This is a genomic window from Lysinibacillus canaveralius (assembly GCF_047301505.1).
Taxonomy (GTDB): Bacteria; Bacillota; Bacilli; order Bacillales_A; family Planococcaceae; genus Lysinibacillus_B.
The window spans coordinates 1,004,281-1,024,677 of the sequence record NZ_CP154840.1 but is presented as its reverse complement, the minus strand read 5'-3'; the positions used below and the strand labels follow the sequence as shown (position 1 = coordinate 1,024,677).

17 protein-coding genes are annotated in these 20,397 nt (G+C 39.7%); all 17 read right to left on the bottom strand.

Going from position 1 to position 20,397, the window contains the following annotated elements:
- Nucleotides 1-2: 2 nt before the first annotated feature.
- The 17 genes from AA0Y26_RS05000 to AA0Y26_RS04920 all read right to left on the bottom strand — a co-directional run bounded on the left by AA0Y26_RS05000 (nt 3) and on the right by AA0Y26_RS04920 (nt 20,347).
- The gene (locus tag AA0Y26_RS05000; protein WP_413365665.1) at nt 3-713 is read right to left on the bottom strand and encodes a CpsD/CapB family tyrosine-protein kinase; all 711 of its coding nucleotides are present in this window, start codon (nt 711-713) and stop codon (nt 3-5) included.
- Nucleotides 694-1,437, bottom strand: a complete 744-nt coding sequence (locus AA0Y26_RS04995; protein ID WP_413365663.1) for a YveK family protein — start codon at nt 1,435-1,437, stop codon at nt 694-696. The genes AA0Y26_RS05000 and AA0Y26_RS04995 overlap by 20 nt, the downstream gene beginning before the upstream one ends.
- Before the next feature lie 233 nt (nt 1,438-1,670).
- Nucleotides 1,671-2,891, bottom strand: a complete 1,221-nt coding sequence (locus AA0Y26_RS04990) for an ATP-grasp domain-containing protein (RefSeq protein ID WP_413365661.1) — start codon at nt 2,889-2,891, stop codon at nt 1,671-1,673.
- A gap of 43 nt (nt 2,892-2,934) precedes the next feature.
- Nucleotides 2,935-4,149 carry an ATP-grasp domain-containing protein gene (locus AA0Y26_RS04985; protein WP_413365659.1) on the bottom strand — a complete coding sequence of 405 codons (1,215 nt, stop codon included), beginning with the start codon at nt 4,147-4,149 and terminating at the stop codon, nt 2,935-2,937.
- Between the two features lie 46 nt (nt 4,150-4,195).
- Entirely contained in the window at nt 4,196-5,659 is a 1,464-nt protein-coding gene (locus AA0Y26_RS04980) for a lipopolysaccharide biosynthesis protein (RefSeq protein ID WP_413365657.1), read from the bottom strand.
- Between the two features lie 46 nt (nt 5,660-5,705).
- A complete protein-coding gene (locus AA0Y26_RS04975; RefSeq protein ID WP_413365656.1) occupies nt 5,706-7,076 on the bottom strand; it encodes an O-antigen ligase family protein in 1,371 nt (456 codons plus the stop codon).
- Entirely contained in the window at nt 7,066-8,265 is a 1,200-nt protein-coding gene (locus AA0Y26_RS04970) for a glycosyltransferase (RefSeq protein ID WP_413365654.1), read from the bottom strand. The genes AA0Y26_RS04975 and AA0Y26_RS04970 overlap by 11 nt, the downstream gene beginning before the upstream one ends.
- Nucleotides 8,266-8,310: 45 nt before the next feature.
- Nucleotides 8,311-9,360 (bottom strand): hypothetical protein, encoded by a 1,050-nt coding sequence (locus AA0Y26_RS04965; RefSeq protein ID WP_413365652.1) that lies wholly within the window; start codon nt 9,358-9,360, stop codon nt 8,311-8,313.
- Complete coding sequence (gene wecB, locus AA0Y26_RS04960) at nt 9,357-10,490, bottom strand: non-hydrolyzing UDP-N-acetylglucosamine 2-epimerase (protein ID WP_413365650.1); 1,134 nt, start codon at nt 10,488-10,490, stop codon at nt 9,357-9,359. Before wecB ends, AA0Y26_RS04965 begins: the two co-directional genes overlap by 4 nt.
- A gap of 3 nt (nt 10,491-10,493) precedes the next feature.
- The gene (locus AA0Y26_RS04955; protein ID WP_413365648.1) at nt 10,494-11,603 is read right to left on the bottom strand and encodes an NAD-dependent epimerase/dehydratase family protein; all 1,110 of its coding nucleotides are present in this window, start codon (nt 11,601-11,603) and stop codon (nt 10,494-10,496) included.
- A 16-nt stretch (nt 11,604-11,619) separates the two neighbouring features.
- On the bottom strand, nt 11,620-12,657 hold the full coding sequence (locus AA0Y26_RS04950) for a polysaccharide biosynthesis protein (RefSeq protein WP_413365646.1): 1,038 nt from the start codon (nt 12,655-12,657) through the stop codon (nt 11,620-11,622).
- 18 nt (nt 12,658-12,675) lie between these two features.
- Nucleotides 12,676-13,878, bottom strand: a complete 1,203-nt coding sequence (locus AA0Y26_RS04945; protein ID WP_413365644.1) for a glycosyltransferase family 4 protein — start codon at nt 13,876-13,878, stop codon at nt 12,676-12,678.
- A gap of 34 nt (nt 13,879-13,912) precedes the next feature.
- The gene (locus tag AA0Y26_RS04940; protein WP_413365643.1) at nt 13,913-14,971 is read right to left on the bottom strand and encodes a peptidoglycan bridge formation glycyltransferase FemA/FemB family protein; all 1,059 of its coding nucleotides are present in this window, start codon (nt 14,969-14,971) and stop codon (nt 13,913-13,915) included.
- Between the two features lie 56 nt (nt 14,972-15,027).
- Complete coding sequence (locus tag AA0Y26_RS04935; protein ID WP_413365641.1) at nt 15,028-15,666, bottom strand: sugar transferase; 639 nt, start codon at nt 15,664-15,666, stop codon at nt 15,028-15,030.
- Nucleotides 15,653-16,747 carry a DegT/DnrJ/EryC1/StrS family aminotransferase gene (locus AA0Y26_RS04930; protein ID WP_413368055.1) on the bottom strand — a complete coding sequence of 365 codons (1,095 nt, stop codon included), beginning with the start codon at nt 16,745-16,747 and terminating at the stop codon, nt 15,653-15,655. The genes AA0Y26_RS04935 and AA0Y26_RS04930 overlap by 14 nt, the downstream gene beginning before the upstream one ends.
- Before the next feature lie 133 nt (nt 16,748-16,880).
- Entirely contained in the window at nt 16,881-18,719 is a 1,839-nt protein-coding gene (locus AA0Y26_RS04925; protein ID WP_413365639.1) for a polysaccharide biosynthesis protein, read from the bottom strand.
- A gap of 722 nt (nt 18,720-19,441) precedes the next feature.
- Nucleotides 19,442-20,347 carry an LCP family protein gene (locus AA0Y26_RS04920; protein WP_413365637.1) on the bottom strand — a complete coding sequence of 302 codons (906 nt, stop codon included), beginning with the start codon at nt 20,345-20,347 and terminating at the stop codon, nt 19,442-19,444.
- Between the last annotated feature and the right edge of the window lie 50 nt (nt 20,348-20,397).

The window sequence follows — 20,397 nt, the reverse complement described above, 5'->3', positions numbered from 1 at the left end:
CTCTATTCATATTGATAATAACGCTTTCGGTTCTTAGCTATTTTATAATTATTCAGGACTACCCCCATGATACGTGCTTGAGAACCGGCCAATGCGGATTTTGCTTTTATGACAACTTCCTTTGTCACGATACCTGCATTAGCAATTAATAACGTGCCATCACATTTATTGGACAAAATTTGGGCATCTGTTACCGGAAGAACGGGAGGTGCATCGACAATAATGATGTCATATAATTTTTTTAGTTCTTCGAAGAGGGCATCCATTGTTTTTGATGCAAGCAGTTCTGCTGGATTAGGAGGGATGGGGCCGCTTGGCAAAAGATTGAGGCCGGCTACCGTTGTTTCCTGAATAGCATCGTAGAAGGCATTTTTCCGTGTAAGCACGCTGGACAGCCCTATTACATTGAATACGCCAAAAGCATAATGCAATGTCGGTTTTCGCAAATCTGCATCAATCATTAAGACCCGCTTCTCTTCTTGGGCAAATACTACACCGAGATTCGCGGCGGTTGTTGACTTTCCTTCCCCTGGGATAGAGGATGTCACCAAAATTGTTTGGACCTCATGATCCGGTGCAGCAAAGGTAATATTTGTTCTCATAGTCCGAAACTGCTCTGATATAAGGGATTTACCATCTGAGACAGTAATAAGCCTACCCCCTGCCTTCGGTACATTCCTCTTTTTTCTCTCCTTATTTCTTTTTCCGAGCATCCGGCTTCCCCCTGACTTTTTCGGATTTAAATGAAGCTTTCATTTCTCTTTTTAGTGGAATAGTTCCTACCACGCCCATAACTGGCAGCTGAAGAAGCTCCTCTACATCTTTTTCCGTCTTTATGGTTGTATCCAGCAATTCACGTAAAAATGCTATTCCAATCCCCGACATTACTCCGATCACCGCCGCTATTAGAATGTTAAATGTTATATTGGGCTCTACAGGATCAGGAAATTGTTCCGGCTTCGCTGCAGATAAAATATTAATGTTATCAATACTCATTAAGTTAGGGATTTCCATTTGGAATACATCCGCGATTGTATTAGCAATAGCGACAGCTCTTTGAGTTTCATCAGCTCTTACCGTAATAGTCAAAACTTTTGAATCATTTTCGTTTGATACTGTAATTTGATTCGTCAGCTCTTCTTCGGTTACCGGCAAATCGAGCTTTTCTATTACCTTATTTAATATAACCGGGCTTTTAATAATGACATTATACGTATTAATTAACTGCAGATCTGTCTCCGTTTGAGCCCATGCATTCTCCTGGGAAATATTTTTTTGGTTAACTAGCAATTGTGTCTTGGCTTGATAGACAGGGGAAATGAGGTAAAAGCTTAGATAGGCTGCTATACCTGCGCAGCAAATGGCTAGACCTATAATTGAAAATAGTCTCTTTCTGATCAATTTTAATAGCTCTTGCAAACTAATAGTTTCCCTCAACGATATCCCCCCTTCTATTATTACGATAAGCTTTATTTCCGCTTGGCGGCTTATATATTAGCTCTCTAGTTTCCTAGAATATTTGTCATATTATTATATGAATACCACACTTTATTTATCCCTCGGCAGGAGCGCTTTTCATAGCATTATGTGTCAAAGAACAAAAACTTCTTATTCAAAATACGACAAGAAAGATGGAGAAGCAGAGATTGTTGTATATTTCCCCTATTCTTTTACTGGTTGTTCACTAAAGATTGTTCCACAACTACCTTTATCCACTTCTCCATATCTTCCATCTTTTGCAGCATTTCATCTATTGACGCATATGTCAGAACCATGGAACCTAACTTCTTATCTGATCCAGTAAACACCTCAATGTTATCTCCCGGTCTCACAAATAACTCATACTCGATTACATTCTCCTTCATAAACTCCTCATTTATTTCAAGCCCTCTGAATATGCCGTTTTTGTGACTATTTATCGTATAGCAGGACCAACAGCCTTTCGGTTGGATCATCTTTAATTTACAGCAGTCCTCGCCTATAGCTGCTTTGATACTATATTCTATTAAGTCGACTCCTGTAGCATATTGTGTTATACGTGGGATTAAGTTGCCTCCGTTCCTTGCACCCATCTCGATGAAATAAACGTTTTCATCCTGATCTATTCTTATATCAAAATTGTAAGCTCCTGTTTTCATCTGCAGGAGATCGAAAAGCCGTTGAATCTCATTATGGACTTTAGTTTGAAGGCGTTCTGGCAATATACTCGGCCAGCTTCCCCCTAACGGAATAAAGGGGTTGATCGATGCATGTGAAAGGTGATTATTGGAAAAACATCTGAATACAAGCCGACCATTTACCGAAAAGCCATCTCCGCCAACCTGATATCCTTGCTTTTCAATATATTCTTCTATTAAAAAACGTTTTACTTTTGAGTAACGTAAAGCATACTCTACCTTTTCCGGAAGTAACTCAATGGAGTCAATTTTTGAAATTCCTCTGCTTCCCGATGAATCAACCGGTTTAATCATGACAGGCGTTTTAAAATGATAAAATTCTGCTTGGGCTTTTTCTAAAGAAGTATAGCTTTTTGCTTGGGGAACATGGAAATTGTGTTTTTTTAAAAACGCGCGAAATAGATCCTTACGATTAATGATTTCGATTGATTTATATGGATGAGTAGGTAGCCCCAATTTTTCAGCAACATAGGCTACAGTTGTTGCGGCTTCATCTGCTGCAAAGCAAATAATGCCGTCAATTTCCAATGCTGCTGCTAACTCTAGAACCCCTTCCTGATCCATATAGCTGACGTTATGATATTCGTCAGAAAATTGATGGCCGGGATTATTCTCGAAAAAATCGCATGTAATGACATAACAGCCCATTTCCTTCGCCTTTTTGATGAACGGGACGTGATAAGAATCGCCGCTTAATACGAGTAGTTTTTTCATTTTATGAACTCCTTTATAAGAAATCCTGCCTTTTTTATTACCATCAGCATTTTATATTGGCATCTTCAACTACAGCCTTGATCTGCTCGGGCAGCCTTTTCGTTTTTTCCTTCATTTCCTTCATTGAAGAGAACTTCAAAATCATAAGGCCTAAATAGACATGCCCATTTGGAGAAGGGCAGATTCTCTCATCGAGTTTTACTGTTAACTGGGACTGGACAACATTCTTTTTTAACTCTTCAGCAATCTTAACATCTTTGAATACACCCTCTTTTTCACTGTGCAAGACATAGCTCGCCCAATATCCATGAGGCTTGGCCATCTTCAGGCTGGCGCAGTCTTCCCCTAAAGCAGCCTTGATCGTATATTCAATTAAATCGACCCCGGTTACATAATGTATGAGGTCGGGGTTCCAATCTCCTCCGTTACGTGCTGCCATCTCTATTAGGTATATATTTTCGTGCTGGTCTACTCTAATATCAAAGTTATATGCCCCCGTTTTCATCTCTAATAACTCCAGCATTCTCTGTATCTCCCCGTGTATTTTATTTTGGAGACGTTCAGGTATGATAGAGGGCCAAGTGGCGATGATAGAAACAAAAGGATTAGAACAATTCGTAGAAAAATACTCATTTGAAAAACTTCGGAATACTAGTTGACCATTCACCGAAAAGCCATCCCCGCCTATATGGGGTCCGTAACTTTCGATATACTCCTCTATAATAAATCGTTTAGATTTGGAGAATCGTAAAGCAACCTTCACTTTTTCTTCAAGATGATCTAATGAATCAATTTTCGATATCCCCTTACTTCCTGAAGAATCCACTGGTTTGATGATAACCGGCAGGCTAAAGCGATGAAAATCGGCTTTGGCTTGTTCAAAGGAACTGTATCCTTCTGCTTTCGGAATATGAAAGCTATGGGCTCGTTGAAATTTCCGAAACAGTTCTTTATTCGTTACGATTTCTACAGAGTTGTAAGGATGAGATGGCAGCCCTAGTTTTTCAGCAACATACGCTGCCGTCAACACACCTGAATCAGCAGCATAGCTAACAATTCCGTCTGCCTGCAGGCATTTTGCTAAATGTAATACAGCCTCCCTATTTGTCGTACATACATTGTAGTATTCATGGGCATATTTTTTCCCCGGTGCCTCCTCCGTTGCATCACACATGATAATGTAGCATCCCATATCTCTTGCCTTTTTAATAGCCGGAATTTGGGATTGTGCACCACCAAGCATCACTAGTTTCTTCAAACGATTACACCTCTTTATCTCACATTAGGATTGTCGAATCTCTACATTAAATAGTTATTTTTCTTTCACTTTTCATCATATGTTTCGTTGTGAAAATAAGATAAGTAAAGGATTCCATTTTAAATACGGCGGCTAGCCCAATATATAATGCAGCACCTACAATCATTTGTAATACGATGGTCAGCATATCTGACAATCCGGCAAAATGGATACTGTAGGCAATCGCTCCCGCCCCTATGGATAAAAGCAAGGATGGCAGTATATCCTCCATTTGAGCAGCCAAGCTATAACCAAGCAACGACTTCATAGGATAAGCATCCAAGATGGTTGTAATTATTCTGTTCACCAATACACCGATTGCAACGCCATAGACACCAAAGGGCAAGCTTATGATCAATATAATTGTACCGACAATAAACTTTACGATTTCCAGTCTTAGAAAAAGATCACTTCTTCCCACAGCTTTAATGGCATGTAAATTAGCAGAGTCAATGGTCCATAATGCATAATAACCGCAAAAGATTTGGAGAAATGCCGCTGTCGGAAGCCATTTTTCTGTAAACAATAGTCTTACTAGCGGCTCTGCTACAACAGCCAACCCCATCATTAACGGAAATAGCACAAAGGAGCTGGTAATGATTGATCTTCGTATCATTTCCTTCATTCGATCTTTATCATGCTGCTGGGAGGCTAATGCCGGAAACATAACAGATTGTATGGAGCCATTGATATTAGACACTAAAATGTTGGGTAATTGTGCGCCTCTGCTGTAGTACCCCAATACAACTGGACTAAATAGCTTACCAATCACAAAGCTTTGAAGGCTTGTATAAAAATTATAGATCAGCGTAGAAGCTACAAGCTTCCAACCGAATGAATATAAAGTGGATACATGCTTTATTGAAAAAAGCCATTTGGGCCTCCATTTTACTGAAAACCATAGGAGGACTGTTGAGAGAAACTGGCTTGTCATCTGTTGACCAACTAATGCCCATATGCCAAAGCCTGTGTAAGCCAGTGCTATACCTACTAAACTAGCTATGAAGGTGGCAGCCAGGCTGCTTTTAAATAATTTTTTAAACTGCATATTTCTCGCTATGATGGCATGTTGAATGGAATTAAAAACACTTATGAATACAGTTAAGGATAAGATTCTTAAGATGACCTTTAGTTGAGGGGATTCAAAATAGAAAGCTACATATGGCGCTATAAAAAAGAGAGTGATATACAATAGGCATGCGATAAATAGATTTAAAAAGAAAACAGATGAAAAATCAACTTCCTCCACATGTTTTTTCTGAATGAGTGCTTCACAAAAACCACTATCAGCCAGCAAGGCAGCTATACTCGTAAAAACCGCTACAATTGCTATAAGTCCATAATCCTCCGGCATAAGAAGACGAGTAAGAATAATCATCACAAGCAGTTGAATAACTTGTGAACCTCCTCTTTCAAGGAGCTTCCAAAATAGAGAGTGGATAATTGCTGTTCTTGTTATTTCACCGTTCACCTTTCCCCTGCCTTCCTTCCAAATTTCTGAAAAATTTTTAGAGCTTTTATTTCTCTATATAGCCTTGAATGTCCGGCTTTTTTGTTTTGCCTTCTATATAATCTTTTCCTACAAGGAATAGTAAGGGCATGAGAAAAAACTCATCGGCAAATAAAATATCCAAGGCAAGCCAAGATCCATAGCAGGAAATAACAAGAAGCATGACGACTATTACCGGTCTTGTATAGGAATAAGGAGCTATGGTATTTCCTTCTCCTTTGATGGAGAACAATTGGATAAGCCATATCACCAGAAGCAGCGAACCGATAATTCCTAGTTGATAGATGATCTGAACGAAACTATTATGTGCCGCATAAATGATTTCCCCCGTATAAACTTGCGTTATGCCTTGTCCAAATAATAAAGCGAAAGGGTGATTGATTAAGTAGGAAAAATAGTCTTGAAGGATGTCACTCCGCCCTGTAGTAAAAGAAGATATATCACTGACAATACGGAAACGTACTGCATACATTTGGATGAGTTTATCAAATAGCGGAGACATGACAATGAAGATAACACCCGCAGCGAAGGTAATCAGCATTGAAATCTTAGTCATCGCCCGCCCTTTTTGAATCAATACAGACAGCAGCCAAACGCCTGCCGCTGCTGCTAAAACTAATATGAACATTTTTGACACGGATAAAAAACCTAGGTAAACAAGCGTAATAATGCAAATAAACAATAGGATTCTCTCGTAATTTCTTTTATTGAATAGAAGGATGAGCAGTCCGCAAATTGCCGTCAAAATATGGGCGGCATAATAATTAGCGTCCCCGTAGAAGCCGCTTAACCTTGTTAAGCCTCCCGCCTCCCAGCTGGTAATTTCTATAAATCGCAGCATATGTGGATAATTCATTAAAATTTCGGATGAGAAACTTGCTGCCATGATTCCTGCTGAAAAAAAGATGATACATTTCTCGAAAGAAAGTTCATTTCGGTATATACGGAAATAGGCAGGAATTAAAATAAGCATCACAAGAAAAACAATATAACTTAATGAAATGTCATAGCCTAATGCCAACTTTACAGTCAACGTATAGATTGCTATTACACTAATTAACAGCAAGTTTTGTAATCTTAATACCGCCTTCTTTTCAAAAAGCTCTTTTATAAAGAGGAAATAACAAAAGAACAGAAGAAAACCGATTGTATAGAATGTATAATCACCCGAATTGAGTTTCATAACAGGAGACCACGGAAGATAGAAAAGCATAATAGCGAGAAAATTTGAGCCATGGCTGACTAAGAGCAAAAGAAAGAAAACCAGCACACCGCCTAACACAGCAGGGCCAATATTCAGAGCATGACCTATCGATAGTATAAGCACGTCCGTTATACAAAAAAATAAAAGTGCTCGATAGTTTTGCTTATTGTCCATAGCCGCATGCTCCATCTATTACCGCTTCTAGCTGGTCCACCCCGGTGTTTTGGGGAAACTGCTGTTTTTTTAGCTTCCCGCTGATTTGAAGCAGCTCCTCTCTGTTGTTTAGGATATATTCAAGTGTTTCCCTTATGCCAATAGCTGAATTTTGACAAACCCATCCCGCACCGCATTGTTCCACCATTTCATTAGCGGATGTTGTGTTTGTTGTCAAAATAGGGAGCCCTATACACTTCGCTTCCTCCAATACCATCGGAGCTGCCTCATGATAGGAAGGCAATAAAAATAAGTCAGCGTTTTTCATATACTTATACGGATTTTCCTGCTCTCCATACAGGGTAATATGTCCCTTTAGAGATTTAGAGGAGACAAGCTGCTCGATCTCTCTTCTTAAGCTGCCTTCCCCAATGAGGTGCCAGCTGATGTTATAACCCTTTTTCACCAGCTCATAAATGACTTCTATCGTTCTTATAATGCCTTTTTCCTCACTCAGTCGTGCTACTGTTACAATCGAAAACTTCTCACTGTCATAAAGAAATGGTGTGTGCTCCGCTTTTTTTTGAATGTCCAGAAAATCGGTGCAATTTTTCACGCTGTACGTTTTAGATGATAAGGATGGTATTGCCTGTAAAAAGTGCTTTTTGCATCCTTCAGAAACGGTAATAATACGGTCGAATTGTTTGTACATTTTCTTATTGCGGAGTGTGTTTCCCCCGTAGTGCAAATAATCACAATGTATATAGGCGAATTTTTTTTTTGCATCTATTTTCTTTAGAACAAACTCGTTGCATCCGCCGTAAAACGATTTATCATGCGGGCTTTGTACATAGGAAATAGCAATATCATACCCTTGTAACCGGCCTTCTGTAGACAGCAGCAGCGATATCGGTAATGCATTTGTAAAAATCTTCGTCCACAATACAAGCAATGCCCGAAGGAAGTAGAAAAATATCCCTTCCTTTTTTGCCTCAGCCTGAGAAATACCTAACAATTTCATATAAGGATTCGCCTTTATGATTTTTATTTGCTTTGGTAATTCAAGGAGGTATTGTCCACTATAGCTGTATATAAATACGGTTACATCGTACTTGTCTGCTATTTCATTTAAAAGATTGACTAACGCTTTTTGAATTCCTCCGGTAGCCAAATTGCTGCTGACAATCACTAATCTTTTCTTATGCCTCATCAAGCTCTCCCCCTTATTAGGGAAATGATCACTACATATTGAAATTTACTGGCGGCCCAGAAATGTCAGTACATTATTTTTAAAAATCGTATTCTCTTCAATCACCTTTGAAAAAAAATCTATTCTTCCTTGCCGATATGCCTGTAAATCAAAATCTCTTATATATTCAATTATTAATTGATCAATATTTTCCAACGTATCTGCGACTATTCCTAATTGATAAGTTAAAATTTGCTCCGCTAAATAACTTCCTTTTAAAGTGACCAGCGGCTTACCGTATAAGGCAGCCTTGTACAGCCTATTTGGCAATGCCGTACGATTATTAATGCTATCATTCAGCCGAAAAACATTAATCAAATCGCTGTTTTCATAAAATGATGCTTCCTCCTCTGCAGTATATCTACCTGTCACGGAGGCATTGGAGATATGGTTTTCATTTAAATATCTTTTTAATAATGCATTGATTTCTCCCTCACCATGATAATTCAGCTGGAAACGGTCCTTGTTTTTGAGTTTATACAACAGCTTCCTGTTCACTTTATAATCTCTTGTTGCCCCTATGTTAGTCAGGGACAGCTTTTCTTTGCTGAAAACAGCCTGGGCTGGCACCATTTCTATCATACTAGTTATTTGAGTATTATGATTGATGACATATTTATCACTCTTCGGAAGCCATTTTTTATATCCAGAAGAGGATAAAACAATATGGTCAGACGCCTCGATTATCTTGCCTATATCAAAAAAGTGCAAAATTTTATTGTAATCTCTTATGTCCACAATAAATTTCCCATTGAAACTCTCGAGCAAGGTTTCCTTTAAAAAATAGGTCAGTTGAATACCAAAAATAATCAGTTTATCATATTTTTGATTATTCAACCTTTGGATGATAAAACGCTTGTACTTGAGGTAATCAAAAAAACCTCTTTGATGCCCTGCTTTTTCATCTCTATAAGTATTGCGGCTCTCCTCTTCTATATGGAACCTGTCCCAGTTCATCATGTTATAATCGATCTTTTGTTCCATCAATATATGCTCGTAATTTTTGACATAAGGCATATACAATTTATTGGAAGGACAAATCAAAGCAATCTTCATGGATGAGCCTGCCCCCAGACTATACGTTTTACATAGTCCGTGTATGATAAAATAATGCGCAGTACTTTATCTGATACATTCGGCATTCGGTAATCTTCTACTAGCTTCAAGGTATCCTTCTGCTGCATTTCCAACACTTTCAGCCCTTGCATCACGCGCTCTTTACCAAGCCCCACCATCATGACTGCCCCTTCTTCCATAGCTTCCGGTCTTTCATGGGCCTGCCGGATATTTAATGCCTTGAAGCCGAGCACAGAGGCCTCCTCGCTAATTGTTCCACTGTCGCTAAGTACAGCCCGGGCACCTAATTGAAGCTTTATATAATCAGTAAATCCTACAGGCTTAATCGTTTTGATGAGTGGATGAAAAACGATTTCTTTTTCCTCAATCATCCTTTGTGTACGGGGGTGTGTGCTGAAAACAACCGGTTTGCCATACGTTTCTGCAAGTGCCTGTAATGTATCGACCAGTGTCATAAAATTTGCTTCTGTATTGATATTCTCTTCTCTATGCGCAGAAATAACAAAATATTCTTGTTCTTCAAGCCCCAGCCTATGCAGGATAGTTGATGATTCAATATCACTTACTTTGGAATTCAGCACTTCAAACATGGGACTGCCAGTTTTAATAATACGGTCTGCTGGGAACCCCTCCCGCAAGAGATACTCTCTGGCGATATCACTGTATGTCAGATTAATATCGGCCACGTGGTCAACAATTTTCCTGTTCGTTTCCTCCGGCACACGCTGATCGAAGCATCGATTGCCTGCCTCCATATGAAAGATGGGAATATGTTTTCTTTTCGCGGCAATCGCACATAGACAGCTATTTGTATCACCTAATACTAAAAAGGCATCTGGGTTAACTTCCTCAAGCACGGAGTCGATTTTGTTTAACATTTTGCCGATTGTCTGCATCGCTGTGCCGGCAGCCGCATGTAAAAAGTAATCCGGCTTTTTTATCTCGAAATCTTTGAAAAAGATTTCGTTCAATTCATAATCATAATTTTGACCTGTATGCACAAGGATATGGTCAATTGCATTTGACTGCTCAAGCTTATTGATTACAGCCGACAACCTGATAATTTCCGGTCTTGTACCTACTACCGTCATCACTTTGAGCTTCTTCACCTTTTATACCTCCAAATAATACGTATCAGGCCTTTCGGGATTAAAGCATTCATTTACCCATATGACGGTAATGAGATCTGTTTGACCGATATTCACAATGGAATGTGTGTAGCCCGCAGGAATATCTACCACCTGCATTCTTTCCCCGCTGACGTGGTATTCAATAATTTCTGTACAATCGGGTTTTCTAAAACGAATTATTCCTTCACCACTCACAACGAGAAACTTCTCGTTTTTTGAATGATGCCAATGGTTACCCTTTGTGATGCCTGGTTTCGAGACATTGACAGATACCTGGCCTCTGTCGGGTGTCCGAAGAAATTCAGTAAAAGAGCCTCGCTGATCAAGATGCATTTGCAAGTTATAAGCAAATTGATTCTCGGGTAAAAAACTTACATAGGTACTGTAAAGTTTTTTTGTCAGACCGTCCTCCATATTCGCTATGTGCAAATTTTCCCTATTCACTTTAAAGCTTTCCAGCAAGCTCGCCAAGTCACCCAGCGATATTTGGTAGGTAAGCGGTACCGTACAGTAAGGGGACTGCATTGCAGGTGATCCTTTCAAAGCATTCAAAAACTCATCCAGCACATCATCAATGTAGCAAAGTGTAAGTTCCGTCTCTGCGTGATGAATATGGATCGGTAAGTCTCGCGCAATATGATGGCAGTATGTGGCTACGACAGAATTGTAGTCGGGTCTGCTCCACTTGCCAAATACGTTCGGTAATCTGTACACATACACTTTCGCACCTGTTTTGCTTTCATGGAGGAAGAGCGCATCTTCCATTGCCTTCTTACTCTTTCCGTATGGATGATCTTGTTTTGCCTGGATAGAGGATGCGGCTACAATTGGTGCTTTATTGCCAAACTCCTCAAGCAGCCTAAGCAGTTTTTCAGTGAACCCGTAGTTTCCTTCCATGAATTCCGCTTCATGGATGGGTCTATTTACTCCAGCTAAGTGAAAGACGAAGTCGCACTCTTTTGTATAGTTCTCCAGTAAAGCCGGGTCGACATCCTTCGTATAAATCAAAATTTCTTGAAATCCTCTATTTTTTAACTCTGCGATCAAATTCTTCCCGATAAACCCCTTCGCACCAGTTACAAGAATTTTCAATGTGCCCCTCCTTGTTTTAGTTTATTACCTGAAGGTGCTGATTCCATCCCGAGAGTTCTTGTTGTATATATTTCAATTGCAATAGCTTCTGCTTAATCTCTTCCACCGTTAATAGCTGTGTATTATCCGAATTATATTCCTCCATGATTGTAAGCCCGGGGTCACCTTCGACAAAATATCCATTATAATTTAGATCCCTCTGATCTGCGGGAACTTTGAAAAATTGTCCTGTATCTTTCGCTACTGCATATTCCTCTTTTGTTAAGAGGGTTTCACAGCGTTTTTCCCCATGTCTTGTACCAATAATTTTGAGTTCATTATTTGCATTGAACAGTTCTTTTAATGCTTGGGCCAAGTTGCGGATTGTACAGGCAGGCGATTTCTGGACCATAATATCCCCCGCTTCTCCATGTTGAAATGCAAACATCACCAACTCCACGGCCTCTTCCAAGCTCATTAAAAACCTTGTCATATGCGGGTTTGTTATTGTTAGAGGGTTACCGCTCCTGATTTGTTCGATAAATAAAGGAATGACCGAGCCGCGGGATGCCATTACATTGCCATAGCGCGTCCCGCAGATCAGCGTCCTATCAGCTGAGACAGTTTTAGCTTTGGCGACGAATACTTTTTCCATCATTGCTTTCGAAATGCCCATGGCGTTAATCGGATAGGCCGCTTTATCCGTCGACAGGCAGATAACCTTCTTCACCTGATGTTCAATGGCGGCGTTCAATACATTTTCGGTGCCTAGAATATTTGTTTTTACCGCTTCTAGCGGGAAAAATTCACATGACGGTACTTGCTTTAATGCTGCCGCATGAAAAATGTAGTCAACTCCGTACATGACATTTCTGATGCTGTCGATCTGCCGGACATCCCCAAGATAGAATTTCAGCTTCTCGTTGTTGTATTTCCTCCGCATATCATCCTGCTTCTTTTCATCTCTCGATAATATCCGGATTTCTTTAATATCAGTATCCAGAAATCGTTTCATTACGGCATGGCCAAAAGAGCCCGTGCCGCCTGTAATTAATAAGGTCGCATTTTTAAACACTCAAGTCCCCTCCTTCCATTATTCAAAATGCTTCATTATCATTTCGTAGGAATGCCGAGTTGTATAATTCTCTTCTAAATACTTTCTTGCGTTTCTTCCCATCATATCTCGTACAAGCGGGTTCGTTAATTGCTGGAGTTTTTCATTAAACTGGTCTACATCGGAGCTGTTGCACCATAAACCAAAATTCCCTTGTTCCAGAGCATATCTGAGATCTGTATGTTCGTCAGTCGCTGCGAGCACAGGAATAGATGCCTGCATATAAGAGAGAATACGTGATGGGAAATTTGGAATTGTAAACTGATGATGAAGAAAAATCAAACCTATATCGCAGGCGTTAGCGAGTACTTCATATTCATCTTTTGGTAATTCTTTGATCAGCTTTGCATTTGAAGGCTGCTTCTTACGAAAATAGGCTTCTATTTTGCCGAATTCTGTCCCAGCGCCAACGATGACAAAAAATGCTTGATTATTCGATTGATTCGTTTCTATACACTCAAGGAGAAAATCGATTGCCTGAGGCTTTCCTAAATTACCTCCGTACAAAAAAATCGTTCGGTCTGATGGGATATTATATTTTTTTCGAATACTGTTTATTTTGTCCTCATCCTTTTGAATCACAAGGGGAGTAATACTATTAGGACATATTTCAAGGATATTTGGTGAGAGTTGTGGATTGTGATTTTCTATGAAGTCTACATTTGCCTGTGACATGCATCCGATATGATCGGATATACGATATAATTTCTTTTCTTTCATTCTGAAATATCGGTAAATAAAGCTGTCCTTGCGAAGCATTTTTAGATCAACAGCATTTTGCGGGAAAATATCTTTTAGGAGTAAATATGTTTTCGCATTGTCCCTTTTTTTTATATAACGGATGACTTTTTCAAATGTGATAGGCGGAGTTGAATACATCACTAAGTCAAACATAGTAGTACCGAAATATTTCTTAATAGCTCTTAAAAATTGAAACTCAATCATCAAGGTGGAAATACCTTTCTCCAGCAGACAGTTTTGTGTGATATTGCCGATTTTCACTTTGAGAAGGTGTATCCCATTTTCCGTTGTATATTCAGTCGGCTTTTTCAAACGCCTTTCTCTGGCATTCACAATGTATACGTCATGCCCATTATCACGAAAATGCCTCATTAAATCTGAATAAATCCCCTGGGTTTCTATGCTTTCAAAACCGCCCAATGATAAAAACAAAATGTTCATTCAGCAAACCTCACCTATAAAATCATTGTGCAAGCTATAATCGATAGAGCGGGAAGAATAAAGCTGATTCATCAAATTCGTCTTCCATTCTTCTCATTTCCACCAAGTCGTTATAGACTTCCTCATTAAATATTTTCTTTCCAACCGAAAAATAGGTTTCTGATTTTTTATTGAACCCCTGCTTGAACTGATAGAGAGAATCTTCTTTGCTGCCAACGCCTCCACCCATATGGAAGCTGTCAAACCCCTGTTTACTCCCCCAGCAGGCCACTTCATACATTAGCAAGTTGGTTGGCGCGAGATGCTGAAATGCTTGTTCCGAGGCAGATAAGTGATGATGGATCTGCCTATTTCCATAGATCACCAAGACCATTGCTATTTTCTTGCCCTTATATATTGCATAAAAGATCATGGAATGGTTTGGCAGCTCGCCAATCACACTTTGATAAAACGATTCGTCGAAAAAGTAGTAATCTTGTGCATTGTTCTTTCTCATTGTCTTTTCATACATGCGTTTAAACTCTTGAAATAACGCAGGCTCTCTTCCTGCACATACTTCTACGCCAGCTTCCCGTGCTTTTTTCACCCATCTTTTTTTGTTATTACTTAAGTTTCCCCATATACTTTGCTGTGAAGATAATGATACATTCACTGTTCTGCCAAGCTGCGCTACATCATAAAAGCTTTTCGAGCATTCGGCATTCTTTATCACTGGATGGAACCGGACAAATTCACTAATGATCCCTTCACTTACACAGAAAGAGCTATATTCTCTTGCTAAAGCTTGCAAGGCGTTTGTTGTCTTGTTACCTTCTATTAAAAAGCCGCCGTATCCATAGGGTGTCGCCAAGTCATAAAGCGTATTGTTCGGCAGTTTGCCTTTAAATTTTATATCATTCGCTATATCTCTTTTCATTACCACATTGATGGCCTTTATATCTTCATCCTTATAATGAAAAAGGATAGGCTCGCCATCGCCATGCTCTTTAAATGCTTTTGTATAGTTTGCAAGATAGTACACATCATACTTCTTATATTCTTTTACTATTGCATTCCATTTAGCAGATTCATCAACTGTCAAAGCTGTTAACATATTTCCCGCCCCTTTAATCAAACCGTTAAACGGCTATCCTCGGTCATTATTTGAAATCAACTGAGTGATGCTTTCTGTTTTTCTTTTCTGTACTGATCAAAATCCATCGGCGTATCTACCCCTGCCTCTCCAACATCTGCTCTTTTCATTACTTTCACCAGCGTCTTCATCATAATTTTTACATCATGGAAGAAGGTGATATTGGCTATATAATTCAAATCATCTTGAAAGCGCTGCTCCCACGAGGCTGTATTACGTCCGTTAATTTGTGCCAATCCCGATAAACCCGGTTTAACAGAATGCCTCATTCTTTCCTCATCCGTGTAATAGGGCAAGTATTCTACAGCTAAAGGTCTTGGACCGATAATGGACATATCGCCTTTGATAATATTCATCAGTTCGGGCAGCTCGTCCAAGCTGGTGGACCTTAGGAATCTCCCAAACTTAGTCAGCCTTTTACTATTAGGCAGCAAATGCCCTTCTGCATCCCGCTCGTTTGTCATCGTTCGAAATTTATATAATGTAAATATTTCTTCATGGCAGCCTGGTCTTTCCTGTTTGAATAGAATAGGGCTCCCTAGATTAATTCTTACTAAAATTGCGGTTCCTATTAAAACCGGGCTTAACACAATGAGCGTGACCGTAGCTACTATGAAATCCATCGGCCTTTTTATATAATTCTTATACAGCTGCATGACCATTCACCGCATTCTTTATTGTTTCCACAACTTTTTCTAAGTCCGTATCGCTCATCTTTGTATCCGAAGGCAGGCAAATCCCTTGCTCAAACAAGCTCTCTGATACATTGCTGCCGATAAAATCATATGCCTTAAAATAAGGTTGAAGATGCAGCGGCTTCCATACAGGCCTTGATTCGATCTCTTCTCCTTCAAGCGCTTCTATCACTTTCAGCGGGCATTCATTTCCTTTTAACATCATTACACTCAACCAATAATTCGGCTCATTCCATTCATTCACCGGCATAAATTCAATGCACTTCAAACGGCTAAGCTCCCTCTTATAAAATTCAAAAATATATTTCTTCTTTTCTATTCTTTTCTCTAGTACATTCAACTGCCCTCTCCCAATTCCGGCCATGATATTGCTCATCCGATAGTTATAGCCTAGCTCACTATGCTGGTAGTGCCTGGCCGGGTCCCTAGACTGGGCCGACCAGAATTTTACTTTGGCAATCCGCTCTTCATGGTCGGAAACGAGCATTCCTCCTCCGGAAGCAGTAATGATTTTATTGCCGTTAAATGAATAAACTCCATAGTCTCCAATTGCCCCTGTATACATCCCTTTATAAAGAGAACCAAGGCTTTCAGCAGCATCCTCGATTACTGGCACATTGTATTTTTGACAAATCTCTAGAATGGCATCCATGTCGGCACACAGTCCATACAGGTGAACAACCAATACCGCCTTTACATTAGGATATTTGCGAAACGCCTCTTCCAATGCTTGCGGGCTCATATTCCACGTCGCTTTATCACTGTCTATGAATACCGGAACAGCATGCTGATAAATTATTGGATTAGCTGTTGCCGAGAATGTTAGTGTCGGACAAAAAACAATATCCCCCTTCTCTACCCCAGCAGCTTTTAATGCCATATGGATAGCCGCTGTACCTGAGGATAATGCTGCTGCCGCTTTGCTTCCTACCATCAAAGCAAGTTGTTTTTCAAACTCATTTACATTTTCGCCAAGGGGGGATATCCAATTCGTCTGAAATGCCTCCTGAATCCATGCTATCTCATACCCTTCTTCACTCATATGAGGGGATGCTAAATAAATCCTTTTCTGCTGACTATGATCAGATCTTTGGATATACGTATCATAATTTTCTTTCAAAGGACCTCTCCTTTTTTGTTACTTTAAATATGCCTGCTATTTTAGTATTTGATCATTATGCAATTGTCTTTGGGGTAAGTTCCTGGCTATTCATCCAATCACCATTTGCTAATTCAATAACCCTTTGCTTCATTAAATCTATAGGAAGGAATTCTAATTGTGCGAGGAACTCGATGAGCACACTTTCTTCAGGGCAATGGGCTTTTCCAACATGAATTTTTGGATGTATATACTCCTCCTGAATTTCTTCCGCATTCAGCAATTCTTCATACATCTTCTCACCTGGACGGATACCCGAAAATTCGATATGAATCTCTTCTTCTGTAAAGCCCGATAATCGAATAAGATTTTTTGCCAACTCTACTATTTTTATAGGTTCACCCATATCCAGCACAAAAACTTCCCCTCCCCGAGCCAGTGTGCCTGCCTGTAGAACAAGACGTGAGGCCTCCGGGATTGTCATAAAATAGCGTGTCATTTCCGGATGCGTCACTGTCACTGGCCCTCCCGCTGCAATTTGAGCCTGAAAACGCGGCACAACACTTCCACGGGAACCAAGCACATTGCCGAAACGAACGGCCGTAAAGTTCGTTTCACTGTATCTGGACAAATTTTGGATAATCATTTCTGCGATTCGCTTCGTTGCACCCATTATATTTGGGGGATTTACCGCTTTATCGGTGGAAATCATTACAAAGTTCGCAACACCATATGCATGTGCGGCCTCTGCGATATTTTGGGTTCCGACAATATTATTTTTAACGGCCTCAGCAGGATTGATTTCCATCAAGGGAACATGTTTATGTGCGGCAGCATGATAAATAACATCGGGCATAAACTCATGGACCACTTCAAAAATTCGCTTCCGGTCCTGTACATCCGCAATGATAGGTATAAACTCCACTTCCCGGTATTCTTTGCCCTCTGATAATTCAGCATGAATGTTGTAAATTGAGTTTTCTCCATGACCCACTAAAACTACCCGGGATGGCTTGAACCTGGAAACCTGGCGGCAAATTTCCGAGCCAATCGATCCACCTGCCCCTGTCACTAGCACAACTTTATCTGTTAGTTTATTAAAAAGGGCAATCATATCCAGCTTCACTTCCTCCCTTCCGAGCAGATCCTCAATTTTTACCTCCTGCATGTCATTGACAGATACTTTGCCGATGATGATATCCTCCATTTTCGGCATAATTTTAATTGGTATTTTTGTACTTAAACAGCGCTCATACATTTGACGGATACCGATCTTTCCAAGAGAAGGAATGGCTAAAAAAATCTCATCAATTCTTTTTTCCTGCACAATCCGGCCGATATCCTTTGTCATACCGCATACTTTAATATCCATCAGTTTCATCTTTTGTTTATGAGGGTCATCATCAACAATAGCGACGACCTGATACTCAGTCAGCGGATCTCTCTTTATACTGCGTAACAGTATTGTTCCAGCCTCTCCAGCACCAATTACCAGTACACGCTTCAGATTACCCTGAGCTTGAAACAATGACCGGTCATGTATGACACGTAATAGAAACCTCGATCCACCGATCAGGAGAATATCTAAAACCCAGGTGATGACCATCACTCGAAAATGAATATCCTCTTTCATAAAAAATTGAATGATGCTAGCTATCAGCACAGAAATGGTCACTGCATACCCGATTGCTAATAACTCTCTAATTGATGCTACGCTCCAGATTCGATTGTACAGATGGAAAAAGTAGGCCATAATATGGTGGCTAATAAGCAGCGTTAGCGAGCCTACAAGAATAACGGAATTAGAATGAATAAGATGTGCTGGATCAAGCAGCCAGTAACTAATAAAAATTACAGACAGCACAATAAGGGAATCCAACATAAAGAAAATGGAATACCGTATTGTAGAATTCACTATTTACACCTCTTTTATTTGCACATAAATATTAGGTTTCTCTTTAATAGCGGAGAAAAATCCCTCTCTTATTTTCCATAGGGAAGCCAGCCGCTTACCGGACATTGATCACAATAAGAAAGGCTTGTACTATTATTTACGTTTCGCCTATAGATTACCGATGTGTAACAGCCTGCCTAAAGAAATTGGTGTGAGGGTATCCACCCTTTTATTTGAAGGATGATCTTGATGTAAATTGGTGATTTTTATGAAGCAGGGATTTCTCCCTCATTGAAGCAGTGCCTTGTAGTAAAAACAGGTGGAAGGAAACGAACTCCGATTACTTACCAGCAAGTCCGGCCTCTCTCACCTTGAAGATTAATCGCTTTATATAGCAGATAAAAATCAGGCCGTATAAGACACTTCTAATTTGCATCTATCTTTCCTGTGGAGGGCTATATAAAGAAGATGTTATTGTCCCAACTAGCTACAAGCTTTCCCCCTCTTTAAAATCTTCTGTGAGGAGAAAGAATTAGCTAAAGTAGAGAACTTACATCAATTTTATTAAGAGAGGTTAATAAATATTACTTAAATTTTCGACATACCTTCTATTTTTTATTTATACCTCTCTTATACTCTTTACACATAGATAGCCAATGGGTTTTTTCATTCTTTCTTAATAGAAAGTGTACAAAGGTTTTTAGATAAAAAAGCAGATTCCATCCTTTTCTCTTGCCTCTTCATTAAATTTCTAGATGTTCTTGTAAGGTCGTCTGTATGGATTTCAATTCCACTTCATCCGGCATATAATAATAAATACCTTCCATTCTTGTGTCAGTTCCTTTATTCAAATACAGCTGCTCGATTGTTTGGAAACTGCCTCCATAATGCTTGCGAACGTTCATCAGTTCATCAAACCGGATATTCATTTCTACATTTTTCTCCAGCGTTTCAAATATGGACTTATAGTTGAAAATGGTGTTCATCGATAAGCTTTCCTTCAGAACCCCTTGAATGACCTGTTTCTGGCGGTTTTGCCGGCCAAAATCGCCCTGCGGATCTTCATAGCGCATCCTTACATACTTCAAAGCCTTATTTCCATCCAGCTCAATTTCACCGATTGGAAAATGCTCCCCGTCGTAAGAAAAATCCAGTTCATTGTTCACTGTTATACCGCCTACAATATCAATAATTTCCTGAAAGCTTTTCATATTAATTTTGGCTACATAATCAATCGGAATATCTAGTAATTGTTCCACTGTGAGCTTGGACATTTCCATCCCGCCGTAGGCAAAAGCATGATTGATTTTGTCTTTCATGTCAGCTCCAATAATCTCTGTATACGTGTCCCGTGGGATACTTAAAATTTTTGTTGTACCGAGGGACGGATTGACTGTCAGTACAATCATCGTATCCGAGCGTCCTGCATCCCCCTCTCTTTCATCTACCCCTAAAAGAAGAGCAGAGAAAGGCTCTTGCTGCTTAACATCTACTAACTCTTCCCGCTCTGCCGGCACTTCTTGTGCAAGGGGGGTATAGAGCTTCTCGGCAGTTGTTTTCATATCACTGTAAACCTTAACCCCCACACCGACGATGAAGATACAGAGAGTAATTCCAATTACTCCTGCCCATTTTACCCATTTTCTCATCTAAATCCTCCTAAACTCTGCTGTTCCAACTGGCATGTAATGAGTTACTC